Raw genomic sequence first — 22,697 nt, 5'->3', positions numbered from 1 at the left:
ATTTATATTCTCAGAAGCTACGCTCATAACAGCGTTTTGGAATCCGACGCTTTTGTAGTGTGACACCAAACTACGTCGTGTTATCTGAGCGAATTGATACCAGCCTTCGTCAATAGTCACTCAGTCTTACTCTATGCCCATAGGGTTACTTTGTGTTTGTTGTGCTTGGTATTAATTAACGAATCGAAAAGATGGAGTCGTACTTTGAAATTCAACACACTCGCCATGGCTATGCTAACTGCGCTTCTTGCAGGGAAGAGCATGGCAACTACTCCGCCATCACCGGTTTGGCATACTATTGCGTTGAGCGATGGTAGTTCCAGTGAGGCAATTCTACGTGGAACGGCAGATTTCCACTGGTTTGAAGATAAGCAGGGCAATGCCTTACTTCAGGAAGACGGCGTTTGGTTTTTCGCGCGGATTCAGCGCGAGTCAGACACGCCAATATTGATCTCGACAGGTGTGGTGAAAACGCAGTCGAGTGAGCCACCTGAGTCGGCGAGGTTTCGCCCGGATTTACAAGTTAAACCGCAATTATCTTCTCTAAAAACCATTGAACCGATGGCACGAAAAAACCTACTGCGCTCGGCGCAAGGTTACCAGGCGATGAGCAGTTCAACGGTGAAGCAGCAGCCCCTATTGGTTGTGCAAGTTTCGTTTGATGACCAAGCAATGGTGCATGATTTTGAGCAACGCGTATTTAATACCAATGGTCAAAGCGTTGTGGATTACTTTGATAAAAACTCTCAAGGTAAATTCAAAGTTGTTCCTGCACTTGAGAGTTACGGCACCGCCAATGACGGTGTGATAGATGTGACTGTGGCACAAAGCCACCCTAACTGTCACTCTAGTTCTACTGATAAGACATGCACCGCCAAGTTGAATGCGGTTTTCACCGAGGCTTATCAAAAACTGGATCCATACTTTAATCTTTCGGCCTACGACAGCAATCAAAATGGTACCGTAGAACCGTCAGAACTCTCTGTCATGTTTATTTTTGCGGGGGGCGATCGTTCAACAGGGGTTCTCAACCGTCCTGCTATTTGGCCGCACAAATTCTCTCACGATGATGTCACACTAGATGGTAAAAAGATCACAGACTATTGTGTGTTCGCTGACTATCAAGTTGATCATCAAGCGACCTTGGGCGTGATCGTACACGAGCTTGGCCACTTAATGCTTGGCTTACCGGATTTGTACGCAAGGAACAGTGATGCCTCGATCGGCTCTTGGGGCGTGATGGGTGGCGGTTCATGGGCGCAGAAACCGGGAGATTCATACGCTGGTGACACTCCGGTGAACATGAGTGCATGGAGCAAACACGCTGCTGGTTTTGTTGTACCAACGGTAACTCATGAAAGTCCAGCGCCTATTTCTGTGAACAACGACGATGTCAAGCTGGTGTATCTCGACCCGTACTTGAAAGAGTTTGGCCCACGTGTTTACTTGGAAAATCGCACCTTTAGCGGTTACGACCGAGCATTGGCGGCTGAAGGTATCCTGGCGACGTCGGTCAATGTCCAGAACCGCTTTAATGATGTTGGCGCGATGCAGGTTCAAATCATGCAGGCTGATGGTCTGAATGAGTTAGAAAATGATGGTAGGAGTGACGCTGACGATTTATACCCTAATGGTGGCAATGTCATTTCAGATACATCGACCCCGGGTCTGAGAACGATCACAGGGTTTGATACTGGGGTTCGTATTTCCAACATTGCCAGCAACACCAACGGTGGTAGTTTTTCTCTTGAACATACAAACGAACCAAATAAATCAGCATGGCTGAACTCTCTTCACCAAGGTTATGTGTACGCGAGTGGGAGTAACACTCTGGCGGTGTCACTGGACTTGAATAGTGATACAGAGCTTGATGGTCTTCAACTTTACGCGCAAAGAGATAGCGCTCAAAGTGACATGACTTATCGAGTTTGGCGATTCCCATTTTCTGGAAACATTGGCTATCGATTAATATTGAATCAAAACAACGCTGAGCTTTTACAGCAAGGTAACTTCCAAAAGTCATCTCGAATTTTATTCCCCCAACCAAGCCAATTGAGTGCGGGTCAGCATTTATTGGTCGTTGAATTGGAAGGCGGTCAATTTGATGCAAACTTTGATTTCGGTCGCTTGCTAAAAACTGAAAAAGCCTCTCTACCTGTAATGTGGACTAGTGATTACAGTGAGATTGGCACGTTTGGTCTAGAAAAAGCCGGGTTCTCTTATATTCCGTTTGCAGCATTATTGAATGTGGATGCGAGCAACTTGGTTGAAGCGAAATCTGATTCGTTACAAACCAATAAAAATACGCCAATCAAACTGAACCTGATGGACAATGATTTCATGGCGGTAGGGTATCAGTTCAATGTGGACATTGTGCAGAAGCCTGAGCACGGCACCATCTCTGGCAACCAGTACCAACCTGAAGCTAACTTCGTTGGTCTGGACACTTTCCAATATCGTTTGTTGTCGGTTGATGGTGCGTACTCATCTTCAATCGTGAATGTGCAGGTGGAAGTGCTTGGCAGCAACGAAGCGCCAGTGGCTGTGATTGATGTTGATAATAAAGACATGACGGTTGGGCAGCGAGTCACGTTGTCTGCGTTAAATAGTACGGATGCTGATGGTGATGTGTTGAGTTATAAATGGGAGCAGTTGGCTGGCACTTCAGTTTCTCTTGGCAATGCAACCAGTGTTAGCACAAGCTTTACGGTGCCTCAAGGTGCAAAAGCTGGTGAGGTTCTGACATTCCGTTTAACCGTGACTGATCCTAGTAATGAAACGTCCAGTGCTACCGTCGATTTAACCATGAAAAACGCAGCGCCACTTACGCTTGCAGATACGGCGACCGTTGCCGTTGGTGAAAGTATTCTGATTGATGCAGCGAGCAATGATTCGGATGTGAACGGCGATAAACTGGTTGTAGAAAGTGTACAGAACGTAACGGGTGTGGGAAGTGCGAGTGTAGAGAATGGCAAAATCCGTTTTCAAGCACCGGATAGCCCTACTGACGGCATCAAGCTGCAATATACGGTTTCAGACGGTCATGGTGCCACTGCTACGGGTGAAGTTATCGTGACGGTTGTTGCTTCTTTGAAGACAACGACATTCAAGAACTCTGAAGGTAGCGGCAGTGTTTCTTATTGGGCTTTGATGTTACTTGCAACATTAGGCTGGCGACGTCGCGTCTAAAACGGTATTGAATTGCGGTATAAGCCACTCACATTGAGTGGCTTATTTTTTATCTGATTTATTTTGGTTTCGTTCTCATTATCTTGTGAGATGTGTTTCTCATTATTTTTAAAGCGATTTTTCTACTCTGCGGTTACCCTAGGGGCCGATTTTTATGAACTAAGGATGTTATATGTCTATCGAGGGCTTTTCTGTTTCGGAAATATGCCGAGAAGCGGCAGTGATGGTCAGAAGGAATCTACTCGCAATTGTTATTGCTTGTATTCCGTTGATTATCGTGCACTCAATTTTTGCTTTTATGTATCCTGAAATGACGGGGCAAGATCAAGCGAACGTTCAAGAAGGCAATGTCTCAGGATTTTATTTCGTCACAATTATTTTGTACCCACTTGTTGCCGCTATGGCGGCTGTGCGTGTGCATCGAATTTATTTAGTCGGCGATTACATGCACTCGGCGTTGGATGTATTTCGTTTGTCAGCTCGAGAATTCCGTTTCATAGGCTGGTGGATACTGTTTGGACTGATGATGATGCTCGTTATTGGTATCCCGATCTTTGTGTTGTCGTTTATCTACATTGCAGAAAGTGGTGAAGCCGACTTTGTTGCTATGGCTATTATCACAACGATTGCAAGCATTCCTGGCTATTGGGTAATGGCGCGATGGTCATTTGTGTTGCCAGCGACTGCAATGGATCATCAGCCGCGCAGTTTGCGTCGTTCGTGGAACCAGAGCAGACCATACAACAAACAAGTATTCATTTTGATGGGACTAATTCCATTGGGTGCGGGCTTGCTCAGTCAGCTGATCTTTAGCCACTTTACGAATCTCTTTATGTTGAGCCTCGTCGGTGTGGCCTATGGTATTTTTGGCGCGTACCAGCTGGCATTGTTATCGTTGAGCTATAAAACGGTAGTGGATATCGAACGCGCTCGTTTTGATACGCCATCACAGCCACCAAAAACGGGTGAAGAATTTTCCGCTTAACCCTTTGATCGTTTTTACATGATACCTCCGTTTAGGAGATGGTCTGCGGCAGGTTGATACCTTCCTGCCGCCTTCGCGTTATTCACGCAAAATACCCATGTCCATTTCATGGCTGAATGACAGGGACATTCACACGTATACTCACAACAGTACTTCTTTTTATTAAGGAACCCTACATGTCCATTTGGCAACGGGTCAATTTCACCCATCGCTTTAGTCAATTACCGTCAGCGTTCTATACGTTGGTCGAGCCACAACCCTTGGACAACACTCGCTGGGTCGCTTGGAATGGTGAGTTTGCACAGCAGTTTGGTTTACCAGCAGAGCAAAACGATGAGTTATTGGCGGTTTTTTCTGGGCTAAGTGAATTCGAACAATTTCGTCCTCTTGCGATGAAATATGCAGGCCATCAGTTTGGCGTTTACAACCCAGATTTGGGCGATGGACGTGGATTACTGTTGGCAGAAATTGAGCATCAGGATGGTACTTGGTTTGATCTTCACCTCAAAGGTGCAGGGCTAACGCCTTACTCGCGAATGGGGGATGGGCGAGCGGTATTACGCTCGACTATCCGTGAGTACCTGTGCAGTGAAGCCATGGCGGGCCTTGGGGTTCCCACGACACGTGCTCTCGGTATGATGGTCAGTGATACACCTGTTTATCGAGAAAAAACGGAATCGGGCGCTTTGTTACTTCGAATGGCTGAAACCCATGTTCGATTCGGTCACTTTGAGCATTTCTTTTACACCAACCAGTTAGCAGAGCAGAAGCTGTTGGCGGATAAGGTGATTGAGTGGCACTTTGCTGATTGTGCATCGGCGGAGAAACCATATGCCGCGATGTTTGACGCCATCGTGACTAAAACAGCCGAGATGATCGCATATTGGCAAGCTTTTGGTTTTGCGCATGGCGTGATGAATACCGATAACATGTCAATTCTTGGGCAAACTTTTGATTATGGTCCGTTTGGCTTTCTTGATGATTATGAGCCGGGATACATTTGTAATCATTCAGACTACCAGGGTCGTTACGCATTTGATCAACAGCCTAGAATTGCGCTTTGGAACCTGTCAGCACTGGCGCATGCGTTATCGCCACTCGTTGAACGAGAAGATTTAGAATCGTCGTTGAGTCAATTTGAAGTTCATTTAAGCCAGCAGTTCAGCCGCGTCATGCGTGAGAAGTTGGGCTTAAAAACTAAGATAGCGGAAGACGGGCGTTTGTTTGAAGCTATGTTTGAGCTTCTTCACCAGAATAAAACGGACTACACTCGCTTCTTCAGAACACTTTCAAACCTTGATAATGCGCCTTCCCAAGCCGTAATCGATTTATTTCTCGACCGAGAAGCAGCGCGAGCTTGGCTTGATCTGTATTTAGCTCGGTGTGAACTAGAGGTTGATGAACTAGGGGGCCTGATTTCAACCGAACAGCGTTGCAAACAGATGCGTCAAGCCAATCCCAAATACATCTTGCGTAACTACTTGGCTCAGTTGGCGATTGATAAAGCGGAAGAAGGGGACTTTAGCGAATTACACCGATTGGCCGAACTGTTAAAACGCCCATTTGATGAGCAACCCGAGTTTGATGGTTATGCGAAATTGCCGCCGGAATGGGGGAAAAAAATGGAGATAAGCTGTTCTTCATAAGTGGGTCATTTTCCACCCATTTGTATCTTTTTCTTGGGTGGAATTCACTCGTTACACTTCGGATTCATGTTAATGGACTGTGTTAATTTATTGAAATGCATATAAATTTTAACATGGTCCATTAATTGCTCTTTGTTGAACATCCGTACCCATCGCCTAACACCTAGTTACTCATGGACTGGATGGGATGTGATTCAACAAGGAGAATAATAATGTTTAAGCCTCTAACTCTACTATCTGTCTCTGCACTTGCTGTTACCAGTTTTAATGCTGCCGCAAATTGTGACCCGGGTGAAACGGTCATCAAGTTTAGCCATGTAACGAATGCGGACAAACACCCTAAAGGCATCGCGGCTTCGTTACTTGAAAAGCGCGTCAACGAAGAGATGAACGGTAAAGTCTGTATGCAGGTGTTTCCTAACTCAACACTTTATGATGATGACAAAGTGTTGGAAGCGCTACTGAATGGTGATGTTCAACTCGCTGCTCCTTCTCTTTCTAAGTTTGAGAAATTCACCAAGAAGTACCGCCTTTTCGATCTCCCTTTCTTGTTCGATGATGTCGACGCGGTTGACCGTTTCCAAAACTCGGAAGCGGGTGAAAAGCTGAAAAACTCAATGAAACGTCGTGGCCTACAAGGCATTGCGTTTTGGCATAACGGCATGAAGCAAATGTCAGCCAACAAGCCGCTCATTTCTCCAACTGATGCTGAAGGACTTAAGTTCCGTGTTCAAGCCTCTGATGTACTCGTTGCTCAGTTTGAGCAGCTAGGTGCTAACCCACAAAAAATGTCGTTCAAAGAAGTTTACGGCGGCTTGCAAACTAAGGTTATTGATGGTCAAGAAAATACTTGGTCAAACATTTACGGCAAAAAATTCTTCGAAGTTCAAGATGGCATTACGGAAACGAACCACGGAATTCTGGATTACTTAGTTGTGACGTCAAACGACTTCTGGAAAAACCTACCAGATGATCAGCGCGAGCAGTTAAATACCATTATTCAAGAGGTAACTGCGCAGCGTAATGCTGAGTCAACCAAAGTAAACCTTGCGAATAAGAACAATATCATCGAAGCCGGTGGTGTGGTTCGTACTCTAACGCCAGAACAGCGCCAAGAATGGGTCACTGCACTTCAACCAGTATGGAAGAAGTTCGAAAAAGACATTGGTTCTGACCTAATCGAAGCCGCTTTGGCGTCTAACCAAAAATAATAACACCTAGCACATTTAGCCCTCTCAAACTAAGGGGGCTCTTTCCCTCTACAGACGACGTGATGTAATTATGGAACAGACTTTTTTTGCCAAGGCTGGACGAATCACCGATGCCATTGAAGAGACTTTGATTGCTTTCTTCTTGGGTGCCATGACCTTGCTGACCTTTGCCAATGTCATCTTTCGTTATGTCTTTAACGACAATATTCTTTGGGCGCTTGAGCTCACCGTTTTCATGTTCGCATGGATGGTGTTGGTTGGCGCATCTTATGGTGTGAAAAAACACTTTCATATTGGTGTCGATGTCATTATTAACATCGTTCCGGAAGGTAAACGAAAAGCCCTGGCGCTTTTTGCAGCAATGTGTTGCTTAGCCTTCTCTATTTTGCTGTTAATTGGCGCTTGGAACTACTGGTATCCGTTCGCTACTGACCGAGCGTGGTATGAAACGGACGATATTCCGATGCCTGAAATACTCCAGTTCATGGCTGACTGGTTAAATGAGGGAGAGCGTTATGAAAAGCTGCCACGTTTTATTCCTTACTTCGCTTTGCCACTTGGAATGGCGCTACTAACGTTTAGATTTGTTCAAGTCACGTGGCAAATCGCTACTGGTAAGCTCGATCGCTTGATTGCAGGACATGAAGCGGAGGAAGAGCTCGAATCTCTTAAAGCTGAGATGAGTGACGCTGAAGACGTAATGGCTCCAAAAGCCTCGCAAGACGCTAAAAACAAGGAGCAATAAGCCATGGATATCTTATTTCTATTTTTGATGGTAATTGGCTTTATGCTGGTTGGCGTGCCAATTGCTATTTCGCTGGGCCTTTCCAGTGTTCTTTTCCTTTTAATGCATTCGGATGCCTCTTTAGCGTCAGTTGCTCAAACGCTGTTTAATGCATTCGCGGGCCACTACACGCTGTTGGCTATTCCATTCTTTATATTGGCTTCAAGCTTTATGTCTACGGGTGGCGTAGCAAAGCGGATCATTCGTTTCGCCATTGCCATTGTAGGCTGGTTCCGCGGCGGTTTGGCGATGGCTTCGGTTGTAGCGTGTATGATGTTTGCCGCGTTGTCAGGTTCCTCACCTGCAACGGTTGTTGCCATAGGTAGTATTGTTATCGCAGGTATGATCAAAAACGGTTACTCAAAAGAGTTTGCTTCTGGGGTAATTTGTAACGCAGGTACGCTAGGGATTTTGATCCCACCTTCGATTGTGATGGTGGTGTATGCAGCCGCAACGGATGTGTCAGTTGGACGTATGTTCCTTGGTGGTGTGATTCCCGGTTTGCTGGCGGGTGTCATGTTGATGATCGCGATTTACATTGCCGCGAGAATCAAGAACCTTCCAAAACAACCTTTTGTCGGTTGGAAAGAAACCTTTGATGCCGCCAAGGATGCAAGCTGGGGCTTGTTGTTGGTCGTCATCATTCTTGGTGGTATCTATGGCGGTATCTTTACGCCGACAGAAGCCGCTGCGGTCGCTGCTGTGTACTCGTTCTTTATTGCTAACTTTGTATACAAAGACATGGGGGCATTTGCAGACAAGAAAAACACTAAACCTGCGCTCGTTAAAATCTTCCAAACCTTTGTTCATAAAGACACCAAACACACCCTGTATGAAGCGGGCAAACTCACCATCATGCTGCTGTTCATCATTGCTAATGCCTTAATTTTGAAGCATGTTTTAACGGAAGAACGCATCCCGCAAATGATCACCGAGTCGATGCTCTCGGCTGGTCTCGGACCAATCACTTTTTTGATTGTGGTGAACGTCTTGTTGCTGATTGGTGGTCAGTTCATGGAGCCATCAGGCTTGTTGATCATTGTTGCGCCGCTCGTGTTCCCAATTGCGATTGCATTAGGTATAGATCCAATTCATTTGGGCATAATGATGGTGGTGAATATGGAGATAGGAATGATAACGCCGCCCGTGGGTCTTAACTTATTTGTGACCGCTGGTGTTGCCAAAATGTCGATGATGAACGTAGTGAAGGCAGCATTACCCTGGGTTGGAGTGATGTTCTTGTTCCTAATTATCGTCACATATGTACCATGGGTTTCGACTTGGTTGCCTACTACCTTGATGGGGCCGGAGATCATTACCAAGTAATGGAAGCCAGAAAGTAGAAAGAGGTGTGAGAATTCACACCTCTTCGTCTATTGACTTGTAACAAGTTTTGCGCGGGTCTGAATTAATTCGACGTTCATAGTGTCGCCACCTCTTTTTATTTTTACGACGCTCTTCACCGAATCTTCTCTCTTCTTGATAGCAACCGTCTACGAGCACGGTATCTGTAACAATCGGTATTCTCACTTTTTCGTTCATATCTATAACAACCATGATAAACCCGTTGTTAAAAATTATGATTCAAGTTGAATATAATGCCAGCTATTTGAACGTGTTTTATTTGTAAAGGTCTTTATTTATTTGGTAGCGCTGCATCTTGTCGTAAAGGGTTTTTCTTGGCACATTCAATTGGCACATTGTCTGTTTAATACTACCGTTGTTTTCTAATAAAGCGCCTTCAATGGCTGCTCTCTCAAACTCCGCCACTTGCTCTGCAAGGCTTGAGGAAGACTTAGCGACTGGGTTTGATTCTCCCAACTGAATTAACTTACCCAATAGCACAAAACGCTCTGCGGCATTTCTGAGTTCTCGAACATTGCCAGGCCAGTCATGGCTCATCAGTTGCGCTAGATCTTGGGGTGACAAGCTAGGTGAGCTTTTGCCATAACGTGAAGCTGCTACCAACAGAAAGTGGTGAAAGAGGGCTGGAATGTCTTCTTTTCGTTCGCGTAGTGGCGGGAGATCCAAGGTCACGACATTGAGCCGATAATAGAGATCCTGACGGAAAGTACCTTCTTCAGCTGCGTGTTTTAAATCGACCTTTGTTGCGGCAATCACTCGAATATCTAAAGGCAATAATTCATTTGAACCGACACGCTCAATCACGCGCTCTTGTAATACCCTCAATAAACGAATTTGGGCTTGGATAGGCATCGACTCGATCTCATCCAAGAAAAGTGTGCCGCCTTGTGCAAACTCAAATTTACCGATACGACGGCTTTCGGCGCCAGTGAATGCGCCTTTTTCATGGCCGTAGAGTTCACTCTCAATTAAGTTCTCTGGAACCGCTCCACAATTTACGGCGACAAAGTTTTGGTTCCGGCGAGAGCTTTGCTCATGTAAAGAACGAGCGATTAACTCTTTCCCTGTACCGGTTTCACCAAACAATAAAATATCGGCGTCGGTATCGGCGATTTGGGTGATGGTCTCTCGTAATATTTGGATGCTAGAGGTTTCACCAATAACTCGTGGACCAAGGGTTTTACTGGCTTTAAGTGACAGGCGCAGTTTTTCATTTTCATTGGTTAGTTTGCGCTTCTCAATCGCCCGCTTAACCGTTTCAACCAAATGCTCTGGCGCAAAAGGTTTCTCAATAAAGTCGTAAGCGCCTTGATGAAGGGCTTGCACTGCCATGGAAATATCACCGTGTCCAGTGATCATGATGACGGGTAAGTTTGCATCGCGTTGAGTCAAAGTTGTTAGCATATCCATACCAGAAATGCCCGGTAAACAGATATCAGTGACCACGACGCCAGCTTCTTCTCCTTGCTGCATCGCTATTAAAGCCGATTCTGCATCCACAAAAAACTTGGCGTCGATATCCGCAAGTTCAAAGGTCTGTTCTATAGCGAGTCTGAGATCGGCCTCATCATCAATAAAAAACACCTGACACATGATCTTATCCTTTTGATGGTTCAGTGTTGTAAGAAGTGATAGGTAAACACAATGAGAATCGAGCGCCGCCTTGTTCTCGATTATGGGCACATAATTTTCCATTCATACTGGCTAAGATTTGTTGCGAGATAGAGAGACCCAAACCTAAACCGTTCAGTTTAGTGGTTAGAAACGGCTCACATAAATCAGAAAGTGAGAAAGAGCCAAGTCCTGGGCCATTATCATCAACATGAATCCAAACTAAATCAGTGTGCTCATCGTGTTCTACAGATAATTCTACCTGTTTGTCTTGTTGTTCTTTGAGTGCTTCTATCGCATTAGTCAGTAAATTGACCAACACTTGCTCCAGTTGAATAATATTGATCTGCACTTCAACATCATGCTCTGGCAAATTTGTTTCTAACGTGACGCGCCCTGATTTAAATGCGGGCTTCATCAGTTCTTTTACAGAGGCTATCACAGGGAACAATCGAGATTGAGCCAACTCGTCACCACTGGTTTTTTTGGCGAAAGAGCGAAGTTGCTGACTGATATTTGCCATACGGTCAGTGAGAGCAGAAATGCGAGTGAGATTATCTTCCACTCGCTCATATTTTTCTTTTTTTAGAAACAGCTTGCCGTTCTCCGCAAAGCTACGAATTGCTGCAAGTGGATTATTCAGTTCATGGCTGATACTGGCCGACATTTGTCCTAACACCGCGAGTTTCGCTGCTTGCACCAATTCATCTTGAGTAACGCGTAAAGTTTGCTCGGTATCGATACGCTGTGCGATCTCCGCTTGCAACTCGGCAGTCCGTGCCATGACTTGATATTCCAACTTTTGATTTGCTTCTTGTTGAATTCGTTCAAGTTGCAAGTGACGCTGTTGACGGTGATAGATAAGCTGACCAATTAAAAACAAAACCATGAATGCTAGAGTGAGTACAAAGATGTAACCCATGGTGAACCAAACGATCGACTGTTTAGGAGACAGCACACGAATTGTCAGTTTGAGTTCGGGAAGGGGCAGCGAAGAGACCACCAAGGTTCCTTTATTGTATGGGTAACCCTGTTTAAGCTCAGAATGCACCTCGTCCAAACTACCCACTAATCCAAGCGTTTCAATTGGCGCATCAAGATATTGTTGGCTTGCCCAAACTTGCTTTTTCTCTTTTTTTGTCAGTGGTTGTAAGCTTTTGAGTAGCCATTCACTTCGGCTACTCATGAAAACAATTCCGTATGGGTCGCTGGCGACAAAAACACTGTTTGGTTGCTGCCAGTTGTCCTCTATCTTACTTAGGTCCATCTTCACCACGACGACACCAAGTACACCGCCAGCGTATATGATGGGATAAGAATAGTAGTAGCCACGTTTACCAGATGTTGAGCCCAGTGCGTAGTATTGGCTTCTTTTGCCTACAATGGCTTGTTTGAAATAAGGGCGAAATGCAAAATTTCGCCCGATAAAGGAGCGCTGTTTACGCCAGTTGCTGGCCGCGATCGTTGTACCCCATTGATCGATTAAGTACGTATCCGCTGCTTCAATCACGCCATTAACGGATTCTAAATACCGATTAGTGATTTCCAGTTGCGCACTGTTGTTGGGGTGCAGAAGCGCTTGATAAAGTGGATCATCTTTAGCGAGAAGATTTGGGATATGGGCGTACTTATCGAGTTTATTTTTTATATGGCCAGAAAATTGCTCAAGCTGTGATTGGTGTTTATCAAGTAGAGATTGATAACTGGTCTGCCAAACCCAATGGCCACCGATAATTGCGCACAGGAAATAGAAAGCAAAAAATGTCAGCAGAATCCGTTTTTTTTGCGACATCCTTACACTCCTTACAACTTCCTTTGGTCACGTAAGAAAATGTTAATAGTTTGTAGGAAGGATTAGGGATTTAGTTTTCAACTCTGTGGAGTAAAACAAGAGCAAGATCTCTTTTTAGGCTTTTCGATAAAAAAACCGGTCGATTCTCTTGAAAAAGTCGCTATTGTCCCCATTCTAGATATGCTGGCGATGCTTAGACGGTGTCTGAATCGCATTTTTGAAGAAAAAATGGGTCAGCATTCGAGAATTTAGCGCAGACAATGTCCACATAGTGGCTATTGGCTCGACAGGGTTGCGACAGATCGCTAGAATGTCGCGTCTAAAAATTCTGTCCTGAGGCTAATAGGAGATACCTTTGGTTATTTTATCGAAGATATCACTGATTAGTCCGGTACTGACAACCAGTATCGATACTCGATTTTAAATTAGGTGTTCGGACAGAACACTACACAAGGATGAAGCGTAAGCTCCTCTGAGTTTCGCTCATACGCTCGGAAAACCGAGCCACTTTAGAGGTTTATATATAATGCAAGTTACTGTTGAAACGCTAGAGGGCCTAGAGCGCCGTCTAAACATTACTGTTCCAGCTGCAAACATCGAAGACGCTGTAACAGCTGAACTACGCAACATCGCTAAAAACCGTCGTTTCGATGGTTTCCGTAAGGGTAAAGTGCCTCTAAAAATGGTTGCTAAGATGTACGGCAAAGCAGTACGTCAAGACGTTCTTGGTGAAGTAATGCAACGCCACTTCATCGAAGCTATCGTTAAAGAGAAAATCAACCCAGCTGGCGCTCCAACTTTCGCTCCTGTAGAGAACAAAGAAGGTTCAGACCTAGTTTTCACTGCAACTTTTGAAGTTTACCCAGAAGTTGAGCTTAAAGGCCTAGAGAGCATCACTGTTGAAAAACCACTAACAGAAGTTAAAGATGCAGACGTAGAAGAGATGATCGATACTCTACGTAAGCAACAAGCAACTTGGGTTGAAGTTGAAGAAGCAGCAGAAGATGGCAAACGCGTAAGCATTGACTTCGTTGGCTCTATCGACGGTGAAGAGTTCGAAGGTGGTAAAGCTGAGAACTTCCCTCTAGAAATGGGTGCTGGTCGCATGATCCCTGGTTTCGAAGACGGTATCGCAGGTAAAACTGCTGGTATGGAATTCGACATCGACGTGACTTTCCCAGAAGATTACCACGCTGAAAACCTAAAAGGTAAAGCAGCTAAGTTCGCAATCAAAGTGAACAAAGTTGAAGCTCGTGAACTACCAGAACTAAACGACGAGTTCGTTGCTAAGTTCGGTGTTGTTGAAGGTGGTGTTGAAGCACTTAAAGCTGAAGTTCGTAAGAACATGGAACGCGAACTTAAGCAAGCTGTTAAGAACCGCATCAAAGAGCAAGCGATTGACGGTCTAGTTGAGCAAAACGACATCAACGTACCATCAGCGCTTATCGAGCAAGAAATCCAAGTTCTACGTCAACAAGCTGCACAACGCTTCGGTGGTAACCCAGAAGCTGCTGCTCAGCTTCCACGTGAACTGTTCGAAGAACAAGCTAAACGTCGCGTAGTTGTTGGTCTTCTACTAGGTGAAGTAATCAAATCTGAAGAGCTAAAAGCGGACGACGAGAAAGTTAAAGCGCTAATCGAAGAAATGGCTACTGCATACGAAGATCCATCAGAAGTTATTGCTTACTACGAGCAAAACGAAGAAATGATGAACAACATGCGCAACGTAGCTCTAGAAGAGCAAGCAATCGACGCGATCATCGCTAAAGCACAGGTTTCTGAGAAAGAAGTAGGCTTCAACGAGCTACTTAACCAACAACAACCTGCTGCTTAATAAGCAATATCTTGCGTAGAAGGTTGACTTAACGTTAACTATTCTGCTAACAATGGTCCGTATGATAGTCATCATCCGGGCCATTTATTTTAGGGACATAAGAATATGAGCTACCAAGAAAAAAATGCAATGTCGCCAATTATGGACGCGCTAGTACCAATGGTGGTTGAACAAACTTCCCGAGGCGAACGTTCTTACGACATCTACTCACGTCTGCTGAAAGAGCGCGTGATTTTTTTAACGGGTCAAGTGGAAGACCACATGGCAAACCTTGTCGTGGCTCAGCTACTTTTCCTAGAATCTGAAAATCCAGATAAAGATATTTTCCTATACATCAACTCACCAGGCGGCAGCGTAACAGCAGGTATGTCTATTTACGACACCATGCAGTTCATTAAGCCAAATGTGAGCACAGTATGTATGGGTCAAGCATGTTCAATGGGTGCCTTCCTGCTTGCAGGTGGTGCGCCAGGTAAGCGTTACGTACTGCCTAACTCTCGTGTAATGATCCACCAACCATTGGGTGGTTTCCAGGGTCAAGCTTCTGATATCCAAATCCATGCTCAGGAAATCCTGACGATTAAACAGAAGCTAAACAAGTTGTTAGCAGAACATACAGGCCAACCTCTTGAAGTCATTGAGCGCGATACTGATCGTGATAACTTCATGTCATCAGAGCAGGCTGTGGAATACGGTATCGTGGATGCAGTGTTAAGCCACCGTGGCGAGTAATTTGCCAGCGCATTTTGGCAAAAATTGATATACACTCATTCATGAAGAGTAAAGGCTAAGAGGTTAGCGAATGACAGATAAAAGCAAAGAAAGTGGCAGCGGTAAATTGCTGTACTGTTCTTTCTGCGGCAAAAGTCAGCACGAAGTTCGCAAGCTAATCGCAGGTCCGTCAGTGTACATTTGCGACGAGTGTGTCGACTTATGTAACGATATTATTCGCGAAGAAATCAAGGATGTTCTCCCTAAGAAAGAATCTGAAGCGTTACCAACGCCAAAACAGATCCGTGAACACCTTGATGACTATGTGATCGGGCAAGATTACGCGAAAAAAGTGCTCGCAGTTGCGGTATATAACCACTACAAGCGTTTACGCAATGGTGATACAACGAGCGAAGGTGTGGAGCTTGGTAAGAGTAACATCCTTCTAATTGGTCCTACAGGTAGCGGTAAAACACTACTTGCGGAGACATTAGCTCGATTCTTGGATGTGCCATTTACAATGGCAGACGCGACGACACTAACCGAAGCCGGTTACGTAGGTGAAGACGTTGAAAACATCATCCAAAAGCTTCTGCAAAAATGTGATTACGATGTAGCTAAAGCGGAACGCGGCATCGTTTACATTGATGAAATTGATAAGATTTCACGCAAAGCTGAAAACCCATCTATTACGCGTGACGTATCTGGTGAAGGTGTTCAGCAGGCGCTACTAAAACTTATCGAAGGTACGGTTGCATCGGTTCCACCTCAAGGTGGTCGTAAGCATCCTCAGCAAGAATTCCTACAAGTGGACACATCTAAGATCCTGTTCATCTGTGGTGGTGCTTTTGCTGGCTTAGACAAAGTGATTGAGCAGCGTGTTGCAACAGGTACAGGTATTGGCTTTGGTGCTGAAGTTCGTTCGAAGAATGAATCGAAGACAGTAGGTGAGCTATTTACTCAAGTTGAACCTGAAGACTTAGTGAAGTACGGCCTCATTCCAGAATTCATTGGTCGTCTACCTGTAACAACAACACTGACTGAGCTTGATGAAGAAGCATTGATTCAGATCCTATGTGAACCGAAGAACGCACTGACCAAGCAATATGCAGCATTGTTTGAGCTGGAAAACGCTGAACTTGAATTCCGTGAAGATGCGCTGCGCGCTATCGCGAAAAAAGCAATGGAGCGTAAAACAGGTGCTCGTGGCTTACGCTCGATTCTTGAAGGCGTGCTACTTGAAACCATGTACGAATTACCATCTGCAACAGACGTTAGTAAAGTCGTGATTGATGAGTCCGTCATTAATGGCGAGTCAGAGCCACTGCTTATTTACAGTAACGCAGACAATCAGGCAGCTGGAGCAGAGTAAATTCAGCCATAATGAAAAAGGAGGTAAGTAATTACCTCCTTTTTTTATTTCTCTTATTGAATCCAAACAATTAGCCCCCATATACTGCCTTAAGTAATACGTTAAACGTGAAAGCGGAAGAGAGAATTATATGAACTTGGAACGTTCCGAGCGTATCGAGATCCCGGTACTACCTCTACGTGACGTAGTGGTCTACCCACACATGGTTATTCCATTGTTTGTTGGTCGTGAGAAATCGATTAGCTGTCTAGAAACGGCGATGGAAACCAACAAACAAGTTCTTCTTGTGGCACAAAAGCAAGCGGATACTGACGAGCCTACGGTTGACGACCTATTTGACGTAGGTACGGTAGCCACCATTCTCCAGCTCTTGAAGCTTCCGGATGGCACAGTAAAAGTATTGGTCGAAGGCCAGCAGCGAGCAAAAATCAATCACTTTAAAGAGAGTGACTTCTTCTTAGCGGAAGCTGAATTTGTTGTTACGCCAGAATTGGATGAGCGTGAGCAAGAAGTGATTGTGCGCAGCGCGATTAATCAGTTTGAAGGGTTCATTAAGCTAAACAAGAAGATTCCACCAGAAGTGCTAACGTCACTTAATGGTATCGACGAAGCTGCACGCTTAGCGGATACCATCGCGGCTCATATGCCGTTGAAGTTGGTGGATAAGCAGCAAGTGCTTGAAATTGTTGACGTTACTGAGCGTCTGGAATTCCTGATGGGTCAGATGGAATCAGAGATCGACTTGCTGCAAGTTGAAAAACGAATTCGTGGTCGCGTTAAAAAGCAAATGGAAAAATCTCAGCGTGAGTACTATCTGAATGAGCAAATGAAAGCGATTCAGAAAGAACTTGGTGAGATGGAAGACGCACCAGACGAGTTCGAAACGCTACAGAAGAAGATTGACGAATCAAAAATGCCTCAAGAGGCACGTGAAAAGACAGAGCAAGAGCTGCAAAAGCTTAAGATGATGTCTCCAATGTCTGCTGAAGCAACAGTGGTTCGTAGCTACATCGATTGGATGGTCAGCGTTCCTTGGGCTAAGCGCTCAAAAGTTAAGAAAAACTTAGCGAAAGCAGAAGAGGTTCTTAATGAAGATCACTACGGTCTAGAACGCGTCAAAGAACGTATCCTTGAATACCTGGCGGTTCAAAACCGTATCAACAAGCTAAAAGGTCCTATCCTTTGTCTTGTTGGTCCTCCTGGTGTAGGTAAAACGTCTCTTGGTCGTTCAATTGCTTCAGCTACTGGCCGTAAGTATGTTCGTATGGCGTTGGGTGGTGTGCGTGATGAAGCGGAAATTCGTGGTCATCGTCGTACTTATATCGGCTCATTACCAGGCAAATTGATCCAGAAAATGTCGAAAGTTGGTGTGAAAAACCCGCTGTTCTTATTGGACGAAATCGACAAAATGTCTTCAGATATGCGTGGTGATCCGGCATCGGCTCTACTAGAAGTCCTTGATCCTGAACAGAATAACTCGTTCAACGATCACTACTTAGAAGTGGATTACGATCTCTCTGACGTTATGTTTGTTGCGACATCGAACTCGATGAACATCCCGGGTCCATTGTTAGACCGTATGGAAGTTATTCGTTTATCTGGTTACACCGAAGACGAGAAGCTGAACATTGCAAAACGTCACCTTGTTGATAAACAAGTGAAGCGTAATGGCTTGAAAGCGGATGAGATCGTCATTGAAGATTCTGCGATTATTGGCATCATTCGTTACTACACGCGTGAAGCGGGTGTCCGTAACTTAGAGCGTGAGATTTCTAAGATCTGCCGTAAAGCAGTGAAGAACATCTTGCTGGATAAGGACATCAAGTCAGTAACGGTAACGATGGACAACCTAAAAGAGTACTTAGGTGTTCAACGTTTCGATTACGGTAAAGCGGATGAAAGTAACCGAATTGGTCAAGTAACTGGTCTAGCTTGGACCGAAGTGGGTGGCGATCTATTAACGATTGAAACTCAATCAATGCCAGGTAAAGGTAAGCTAACACAAACGGGTTCTCTTGGTGATGTGATGCAAGAGTCTATCCAAGCAGCAATGACAGTGGTTCGCTCTCGTGCAGAAAAGCTAGGTATCAATACTGACTTCTACGAGAAGAAAGATATTCACGTACACGTCCCGGAAGGCGCGACACCAAAAGATGGCCCAAGTGCGGGTACAGCAATGTGTACAGCATTGGTTTCTTCTCTGACAGGCAACCCTGTGAAAGCAGAAGTAGCGATGACGGGTGAAATCACACTGCGTGGTGAGGTTCTACCTATCGGCGGCCTAAAAGAGAAGTTACTTGCGGCACACCGTGGTGGCATTAAGACAGTGCTAATTCCAAAAGATAACGAGCGTGATTTGGAAGAGATTCCTGATAATGTTATCGCTGATCTGGAAGTTATCCCTGTACAGTGGATTGATGAAGTACTGAAAGTCGCACTAGAGCGAGACCCGACGGGCGTTGAGTTTGAGTCTCAAAAATAGTGATGTGTAGCAAAAATAAGTAAAAGTTTACGCTGATAAGCCCAAAAAGGCTTGTCAGCGTTTTTTTTGGGCGCTAAGTTAGTTTCGATAGCTGCCAGCCCTTGATGAATAAGGGGTGGAGCATATTTTCTTAACAATGGAACGAAAGTCATCACAAAAATAATCACAGATGACACAAAGGGGAAATTACAGTGAATAAAACTCAGTTAGTAGAACAAATCGCAGAAAATGCAGATATTTCTAAAGCGTCAGCGGGTCGTGCTCTAGATGCATTCATCGAAGCAGTAAGCGGAACTCTTCAATCTGGTGATCAAGTCGCTCTAGTTGGCTTTGGTACATTCAGCGTTCGCACTCGTGCTGCACGTACTGGGCGTAACCCAAAAACTGGTGAAGAAATCCAAATCGCAGAAGCAAAAGTACCAGCTTTCAAAGCTGGTAAAGCACTGAAAGACGCTTGTAACTAATCACGGCGTTATTTCTGTAACCGGCCATTTGCTTAACTTTTGCTCAAACAATAAGTTTCGAACAAAAATTTACAAACTTCGAGCCGAACTTTCTTAAATTATGCGCATCATACTGATGCGCATTTCTTTTTCTGATATTATTGCGCCATTATTTCTATTAGATAGAAGCAGTAGGCTTCAATTGTGGAGAGCAGTTAAATTATGATGGATCGACTACGCGAAGGCGTGAATAGCATCGCGGTCAAAATTATCCTTGGACTTATCATCCTGTCTTTCGTATTTGCAGGTGTAGGTAGTTACATCGTTGGTGGTAGCAACAACTCTGCAGCGAAAGTCGGTAACACTGAGATTCCTCGTGGTGAGTTCGAGATGGCATACCAAAATGAGCGTAACCGTATGCAAGCTCAGTTGGGTGACTACTTCTCTCAAATGCTGGCTGACCCTGCATATGTTGAATCTTTCCGCAAATCCGTTTTAGATCGAATGATCAATGACGTGTTGCTTGACCAACAAGCTGAAGCTTTGGGTCTGCGAATCAGCGACACTCAAGTGCGTAGCATGATTCTAGACATGCCTCAGTTCCAATCTAATGGTCAGTTTGATCAAGAGATCTATCAAGCTTCTTTGCGTCGTGCAGGCTTTTCGCCAGACTCTTTTGCTGAGTACATGCGTCGTGAATTGGTTCGTGAGCAACTGCTGAATGCGCTACAAAACAGTGAATTTATTCTGCCGGGCGAAGTACAAGCAGAAGGCAAGCTGTTCACTCAAACTCGTGATATTCGCACGATTCAGATCGACTTAGCGGAGTTCGCGAAAAATATTGAATTGACCGACGAAGAAATTCAAGAGTACTACAAAGCAAACCCAGACAACTTTACACGCCCAGAGCAGGTTAAAGTCTCTTACATCGAACTGTCAGCTGAAGCGCTAAAGGAACAAGTTAATGTTTCTGATGCTGAGGTGAAAAAGTACTACGACGAGCACTTAAACAAATACTCTTCAGAAGAGCAACGACGTGTCGCTCACATTCTTGTAGAAGGGGACGATGAAGCAAAAGCGCAAGCTATCCTAGATGAGCTAAACGCGGGTGCAGATTTTGCGACGCTTGCTCAAGAGAAATCTGACGATTTTGGCAGCGCTGAAAACGGTGGTGACTTAGGTTGGATCGAGCGTGATGTGATGGACCCTGCTTTTGAAGAAGCGGCATTCGCACTGAAGAATCCTGGCGATACGTCGGGTCTAGTAAAGTCGGACTTTGGCTATCACATTATCAAGCTTGAAGAGCTAAAAGATTCTGTGGCGAAGCCATTTGAAGAAGTCGCTGCTGAAATCAAACAAGAGATGGTTGACCAACAAGCTATCGATCAATTCTACGAGTTGCAAAATGAGCTTGAGCGCGTAGCGTTTGAATACCCAGACTCATTGTATGATGCTTCTCAAGCGGTTAACCAAGAAGTGAAGACAACGGACTTTATTTCTCAGGTTGATGCACCTGAAGTGCTTCGTAGCCCTGCTGTAATGCAAGCTATCCTGAGTCCTGAAGTTAAAGAAGATGGCCTAAACTCTGAAGCTATCGAAGTTGCGCCTGAGCATATTATCGTTGTTCGTGTTGAAGATGCGCGTGACGAGACAGTTCTTCCACTAGAAGAAGTGAAAGATCAGGTTGTTGCAGAGCTATCTCGTGTTAAAGGTGAGCAAGAAGCGATGGAGCTTGGAACACAAGTCGTTGCGGCATTGAAAGAAGGTAAGACGAACGTGCTTGCTGAAAACAATCTTGCCTTTGGTGAACAAGAGACAGTAGATCGTCGTTCTCCGTTGGCAACAACGGTATTCGCGATGGCAAAACCAGTCGATGGTAAACCAGTATACGGTCAGTCTAAAGATCTTGAAGGTAACATCATTATCATCGAGCTTGATGCTGTAAACGCAGAGCTAGATAGTGAGTTAGAAGATCAAGTTGCGATGCAAATGCAGCGTGCATCTTCTCAGCAAGACTTATCATCTGTACTAGCCGTACTGCGTGCAAATACTGACATTGAGTACTTTGTTGTGAGCAACTAAGCACAATTAGTGTAATTTGTATGTTGAATAAAACGGACCGCATAAGCGGTCCGTTTTATTTTTGTCTTTATGAACTTCAATCATCAATAGGCATTACTTAAATTAGTGCGCGTTTAAGTGATAGCGGCCGTTGTGAATTCCGGGTCATCTCAGTTTGTTAAATGCATAACCATATTGCTTTCCATTGCAAACTTGATAGTGACTCGCTCTCGATGACTGTTTTTAGCCTACTATTTTGGAGATTGTATGTTCAATATGAAATGGATTTTGACATTGTGCTTATTTGTTTTTGCACCTTTTAGCATGGCTGCGGATTCAGCCACTGACAAATATGAAGGAATTGAAATTACTGTAAATATCAACACGGCCACTGCTGAAGAAATTGCGACCATGTTGAAAGGTATAGGTGAGAAGAAAGCGCAGAGTATAGTGGACTACCGCGAGGAACATGGCCCTTTTAAAACGGCAGCAGATTTGAAGAGCGTAAAAGGCATAGGTGAAGCGACAGTTAAGAAAAACGAAGACCGCATTTTACTGTAGCTTGATGTATTGCAGATATTGAGTCTGAATTCAGAACAATATCTGTTTCCCTATTACTGCTTTCCCGAACCAGCTCCTCTTTCGTGGTTCGGGATTTTTTATCCGAATAAACGACGGCGAAGGCCTTTTTCCAGTAAAGCCATTACTAACCCACCGAGTGCGCCAAACATATGAGCATCAATAGCAACGTTTGCACCGATAAGCTCAGCAGTACTGCTGGATGGGCCATAGACCTGCTCCCATGCTACTTTGGCGATTAGCCCTCCGACTAACAACACACTGCTTCTTCTGCTTTCAAAGACTTCTCTGAGCGCCCAAAATCCAAACAATCCGTGTAATACGCCGGATAAACCCACGTATACCGACATGTTGGTAAACAAATTCAGCGCACCAACACATGCACATAAGATTGAAAAAACGATAAGGAAGTTACGAGTGCTTGGGCGAAAAATAAAAGTAATGATCCACAATCCGGCGAGGTTCATTCCTAAGTGCGCAAAGTTGGTATGTGTGAGATTTCCTGTTACGATTCGCCACCATTCACCATGGCGTATATTGTAGCTGTGCCACTCGGTTAGGCTTGCCATTGGTTCAAATTGAAGTATCAAACAGATCACGCTGATAATACTCAGCAAGGTATAAAGGTTCAC

17 protein-coding genes and 1 pseudogene are annotated in these 22,697 nt (G+C 44.7%); 14 read left to right on the top strand and 4 right to left on the bottom strand.

From position 1 onward, the window contains the following. The first annotated feature begins 204 nt into the window (after positions 1-204). The 6 genes from R7Z10_RS13095 (at position 205) to R7Z10_RS13070 (ending at position 9,141) form a co-directional block, all read left to right on the top strand. The gene (locus R7Z10_RS13095) at positions 205-3,189 is read left to right on the top strand and encodes a M6 family metalloprotease domain-containing protein (protein WP_318105002.1); all 2,985 of its coding nucleotides are present in this window, start codon (positions 205-207) and stop codon (positions 3,187-3,189) included. Between the two features lie 172 nt (positions 3,190-3,361). Further along, positions 3,362-4,174 carry a sugar transporter gene (locus tag R7Z10_RS13090; protein ID WP_318105000.1) on the top strand — a complete coding sequence of 271 codons (813 nt, stop codon included), beginning with the start codon at positions 3,362-3,364 and terminating at the stop codon, positions 4,172-4,174. Between the two features lie 176 nt (positions 4,175-4,350). Then, positions 4,351-5,820 carry a protein adenylyltransferase SelO family protein gene (locus tag R7Z10_RS13085; RefSeq protein WP_318104998.1) on the top strand — a complete coding sequence of 490 codons (1,470 nt, stop codon included), beginning with the start codon at positions 4,351-4,353 and terminating at the stop codon, positions 5,818-5,820. Between the two features lie 212 nt (positions 5,821-6,032). Further along, positions 6,033-7,031, top strand: coding sequence for a TRAP transporter substrate-binding protein (locus R7Z10_RS13080; RefSeq protein ID WP_017634784.1), 999 nt, complete (start codon positions 6,033-6,035; stop codon positions 7,029-7,031). A 70-nt stretch (positions 7,032-7,101) separates the two neighbouring features. Further along, positions 7,102-7,776, top strand: coding sequence for a TRAP transporter small permease (locus R7Z10_RS13075; RefSeq protein WP_005384308.1), 675 nt, complete (start codon positions 7,102-7,104; stop codon positions 7,774-7,776). A gap of 3 nt (positions 7,777-7,779) precedes the next feature. After that, complete coding sequence (locus tag R7Z10_RS13070) at positions 7,780-9,141, top strand: TRAP transporter large permease (protein WP_104978915.1); 1,362 nt, start codon at positions 7,780-7,782, stop codon at positions 9,139-9,141. Between the two features lie 33 nt (positions 9,142-9,174). On the opposite strand, the gene R7Z10_RS13065 is transcribed toward R7Z10_RS13070, so the two are convergent. The 3 genes from R7Z10_RS13065 to R7Z10_RS13055 all read right to left on the bottom strand — a co-directional run bounded on the left by R7Z10_RS13065 (position 9,175) and on the right by R7Z10_RS13055 (position 12,583). Next, entirely contained in the window at positions 9,175-9,357 is a 183-nt protein-coding gene (locus R7Z10_RS13065; RefSeq protein WP_021034161.1) for a hypothetical protein, read from the bottom strand. A gap of 78 nt (positions 9,358-9,435) precedes the next feature. Then, a complete protein-coding gene (locus R7Z10_RS13060) occupies positions 9,436-10,773 on the bottom strand; it encodes a sigma-54 dependent transcriptional regulator (RefSeq protein WP_017819922.1) in 1,338 nt (445 codons plus the stop codon). Positions 10,774-10,777: 4 nt separating this feature from the next. Continuing rightward, positions 10,778-12,583 carry an ATP-binding protein gene (locus tag R7Z10_RS13055; protein WP_017819921.1) on the bottom strand — a complete coding sequence of 602 codons (1,806 nt, stop codon included), beginning with the start codon at positions 12,581-12,583 and terminating at the stop codon, positions 10,778-10,780. 39 nt (positions 12,584-12,622) lie between these two features. Here R7Z10_RS13055 and R7Z10_RS13050 point away from each other — a divergent pair. The 8 genes and pseudogenes from R7Z10_RS13050 to R7Z10_RS13015 all read left to right on the top strand — a co-directional run bounded on the left by R7Z10_RS13050 (position 12,623) and on the right by R7Z10_RS13015 (position 22,047). Further along, a pseudogene (locus tag R7Z10_RS13050) lies at positions 12,623-12,835 on the top strand (hypothetical protein). A 274-nt stretch (positions 12,836-13,109) separates the two neighbouring features. Continuing rightward, a complete protein-coding gene (gene tig, locus R7Z10_RS13045; protein WP_005382251.1) occupies positions 13,110-14,417 on the top strand; it encodes a trigger factor in 1,308 nt (435 codons plus the stop codon). 105 nt (positions 14,418-14,522) lie between these two features. Next, the gene (clpP, locus tag R7Z10_RS13040) at positions 14,523-15,149 is read left to right on the top strand and encodes an ATP-dependent Clp endopeptidase proteolytic subunit ClpP (RefSeq protein ID WP_005382347.1); all 627 of its coding nucleotides are present in this window, start codon (positions 14,523-14,525) and stop codon (positions 15,147-15,149) included. Between the two features lie 70 nt (positions 15,150-15,219). Continuing rightward, positions 15,220-16,500, top strand: coding sequence for an ATP-dependent protease ATP-binding subunit ClpX (gene clpX, locus R7Z10_RS13035; RefSeq protein WP_005382345.1), 1,281 nt, complete (start codon positions 15,220-15,222; stop codon positions 16,498-16,500). Between the two features lie 130 nt (positions 16,501-16,630). Beyond that, the gene (gene lon, locus R7Z10_RS13030) at positions 16,631-18,982 is read left to right on the top strand and encodes an endopeptidase La (RefSeq protein WP_005382343.1); all 2,352 of its coding nucleotides are present in this window, start codon (positions 16,631-16,633) and stop codon (positions 18,980-18,982) included. A 191-nt stretch (positions 18,983-19,173) separates the two neighbouring features. After that, positions 19,174-19,446, top strand: coding sequence for an HU family DNA-binding protein (locus R7Z10_RS13025; RefSeq protein ID WP_005382341.1), 273 nt, complete (start codon positions 19,174-19,176; stop codon positions 19,444-19,446). Positions 19,447-19,647: 201 nt separating this feature from the next. Continuing rightward, positions 19,648-21,507: a peptidylprolyl isomerase gene (gene ppiD, locus R7Z10_RS13020; RefSeq protein ID WP_005382334.1), complete on the top strand. Its 1,860-nt coding sequence runs from the start codon at positions 19,648-19,650 to the stop codon at positions 21,505-21,507. Positions 21,508-21,762: 255 nt separating this feature from the next. Continuing rightward, a complete protein-coding gene (locus R7Z10_RS13015) occupies positions 21,763-22,047 on the top strand; it encodes a helix-hairpin-helix domain-containing protein (protein WP_031777211.1) in 285 nt (94 codons plus the stop codon). Between the two features lie 98 nt (positions 22,048-22,145). On the opposite strand, the gene rrtA is transcribed toward R7Z10_RS13015, so the two are convergent. After that, positions 22,146-22,697 (bottom strand): rhombosortase, encoded by a 552-nt coding sequence (gene rrtA, locus R7Z10_RS13010; protein WP_005382331.1) that lies wholly within the window; start codon positions 22,695-22,697, stop codon positions 22,146-22,148.

Source organism: Vibrio sp. Vb1018, from assembly GCF_033338775.1.
Taxonomy (GTDB): domain Bacteria; phylum Pseudomonadota; class Gammaproteobacteria; order Enterobacterales; family Vibrionaceae; genus Vibrio; species Vibrio alginolyticus.
Note: the sequence above shows the minus strand (reverse complement) of the source record. Positions and strands in the feature narration are given on the sequence as shown.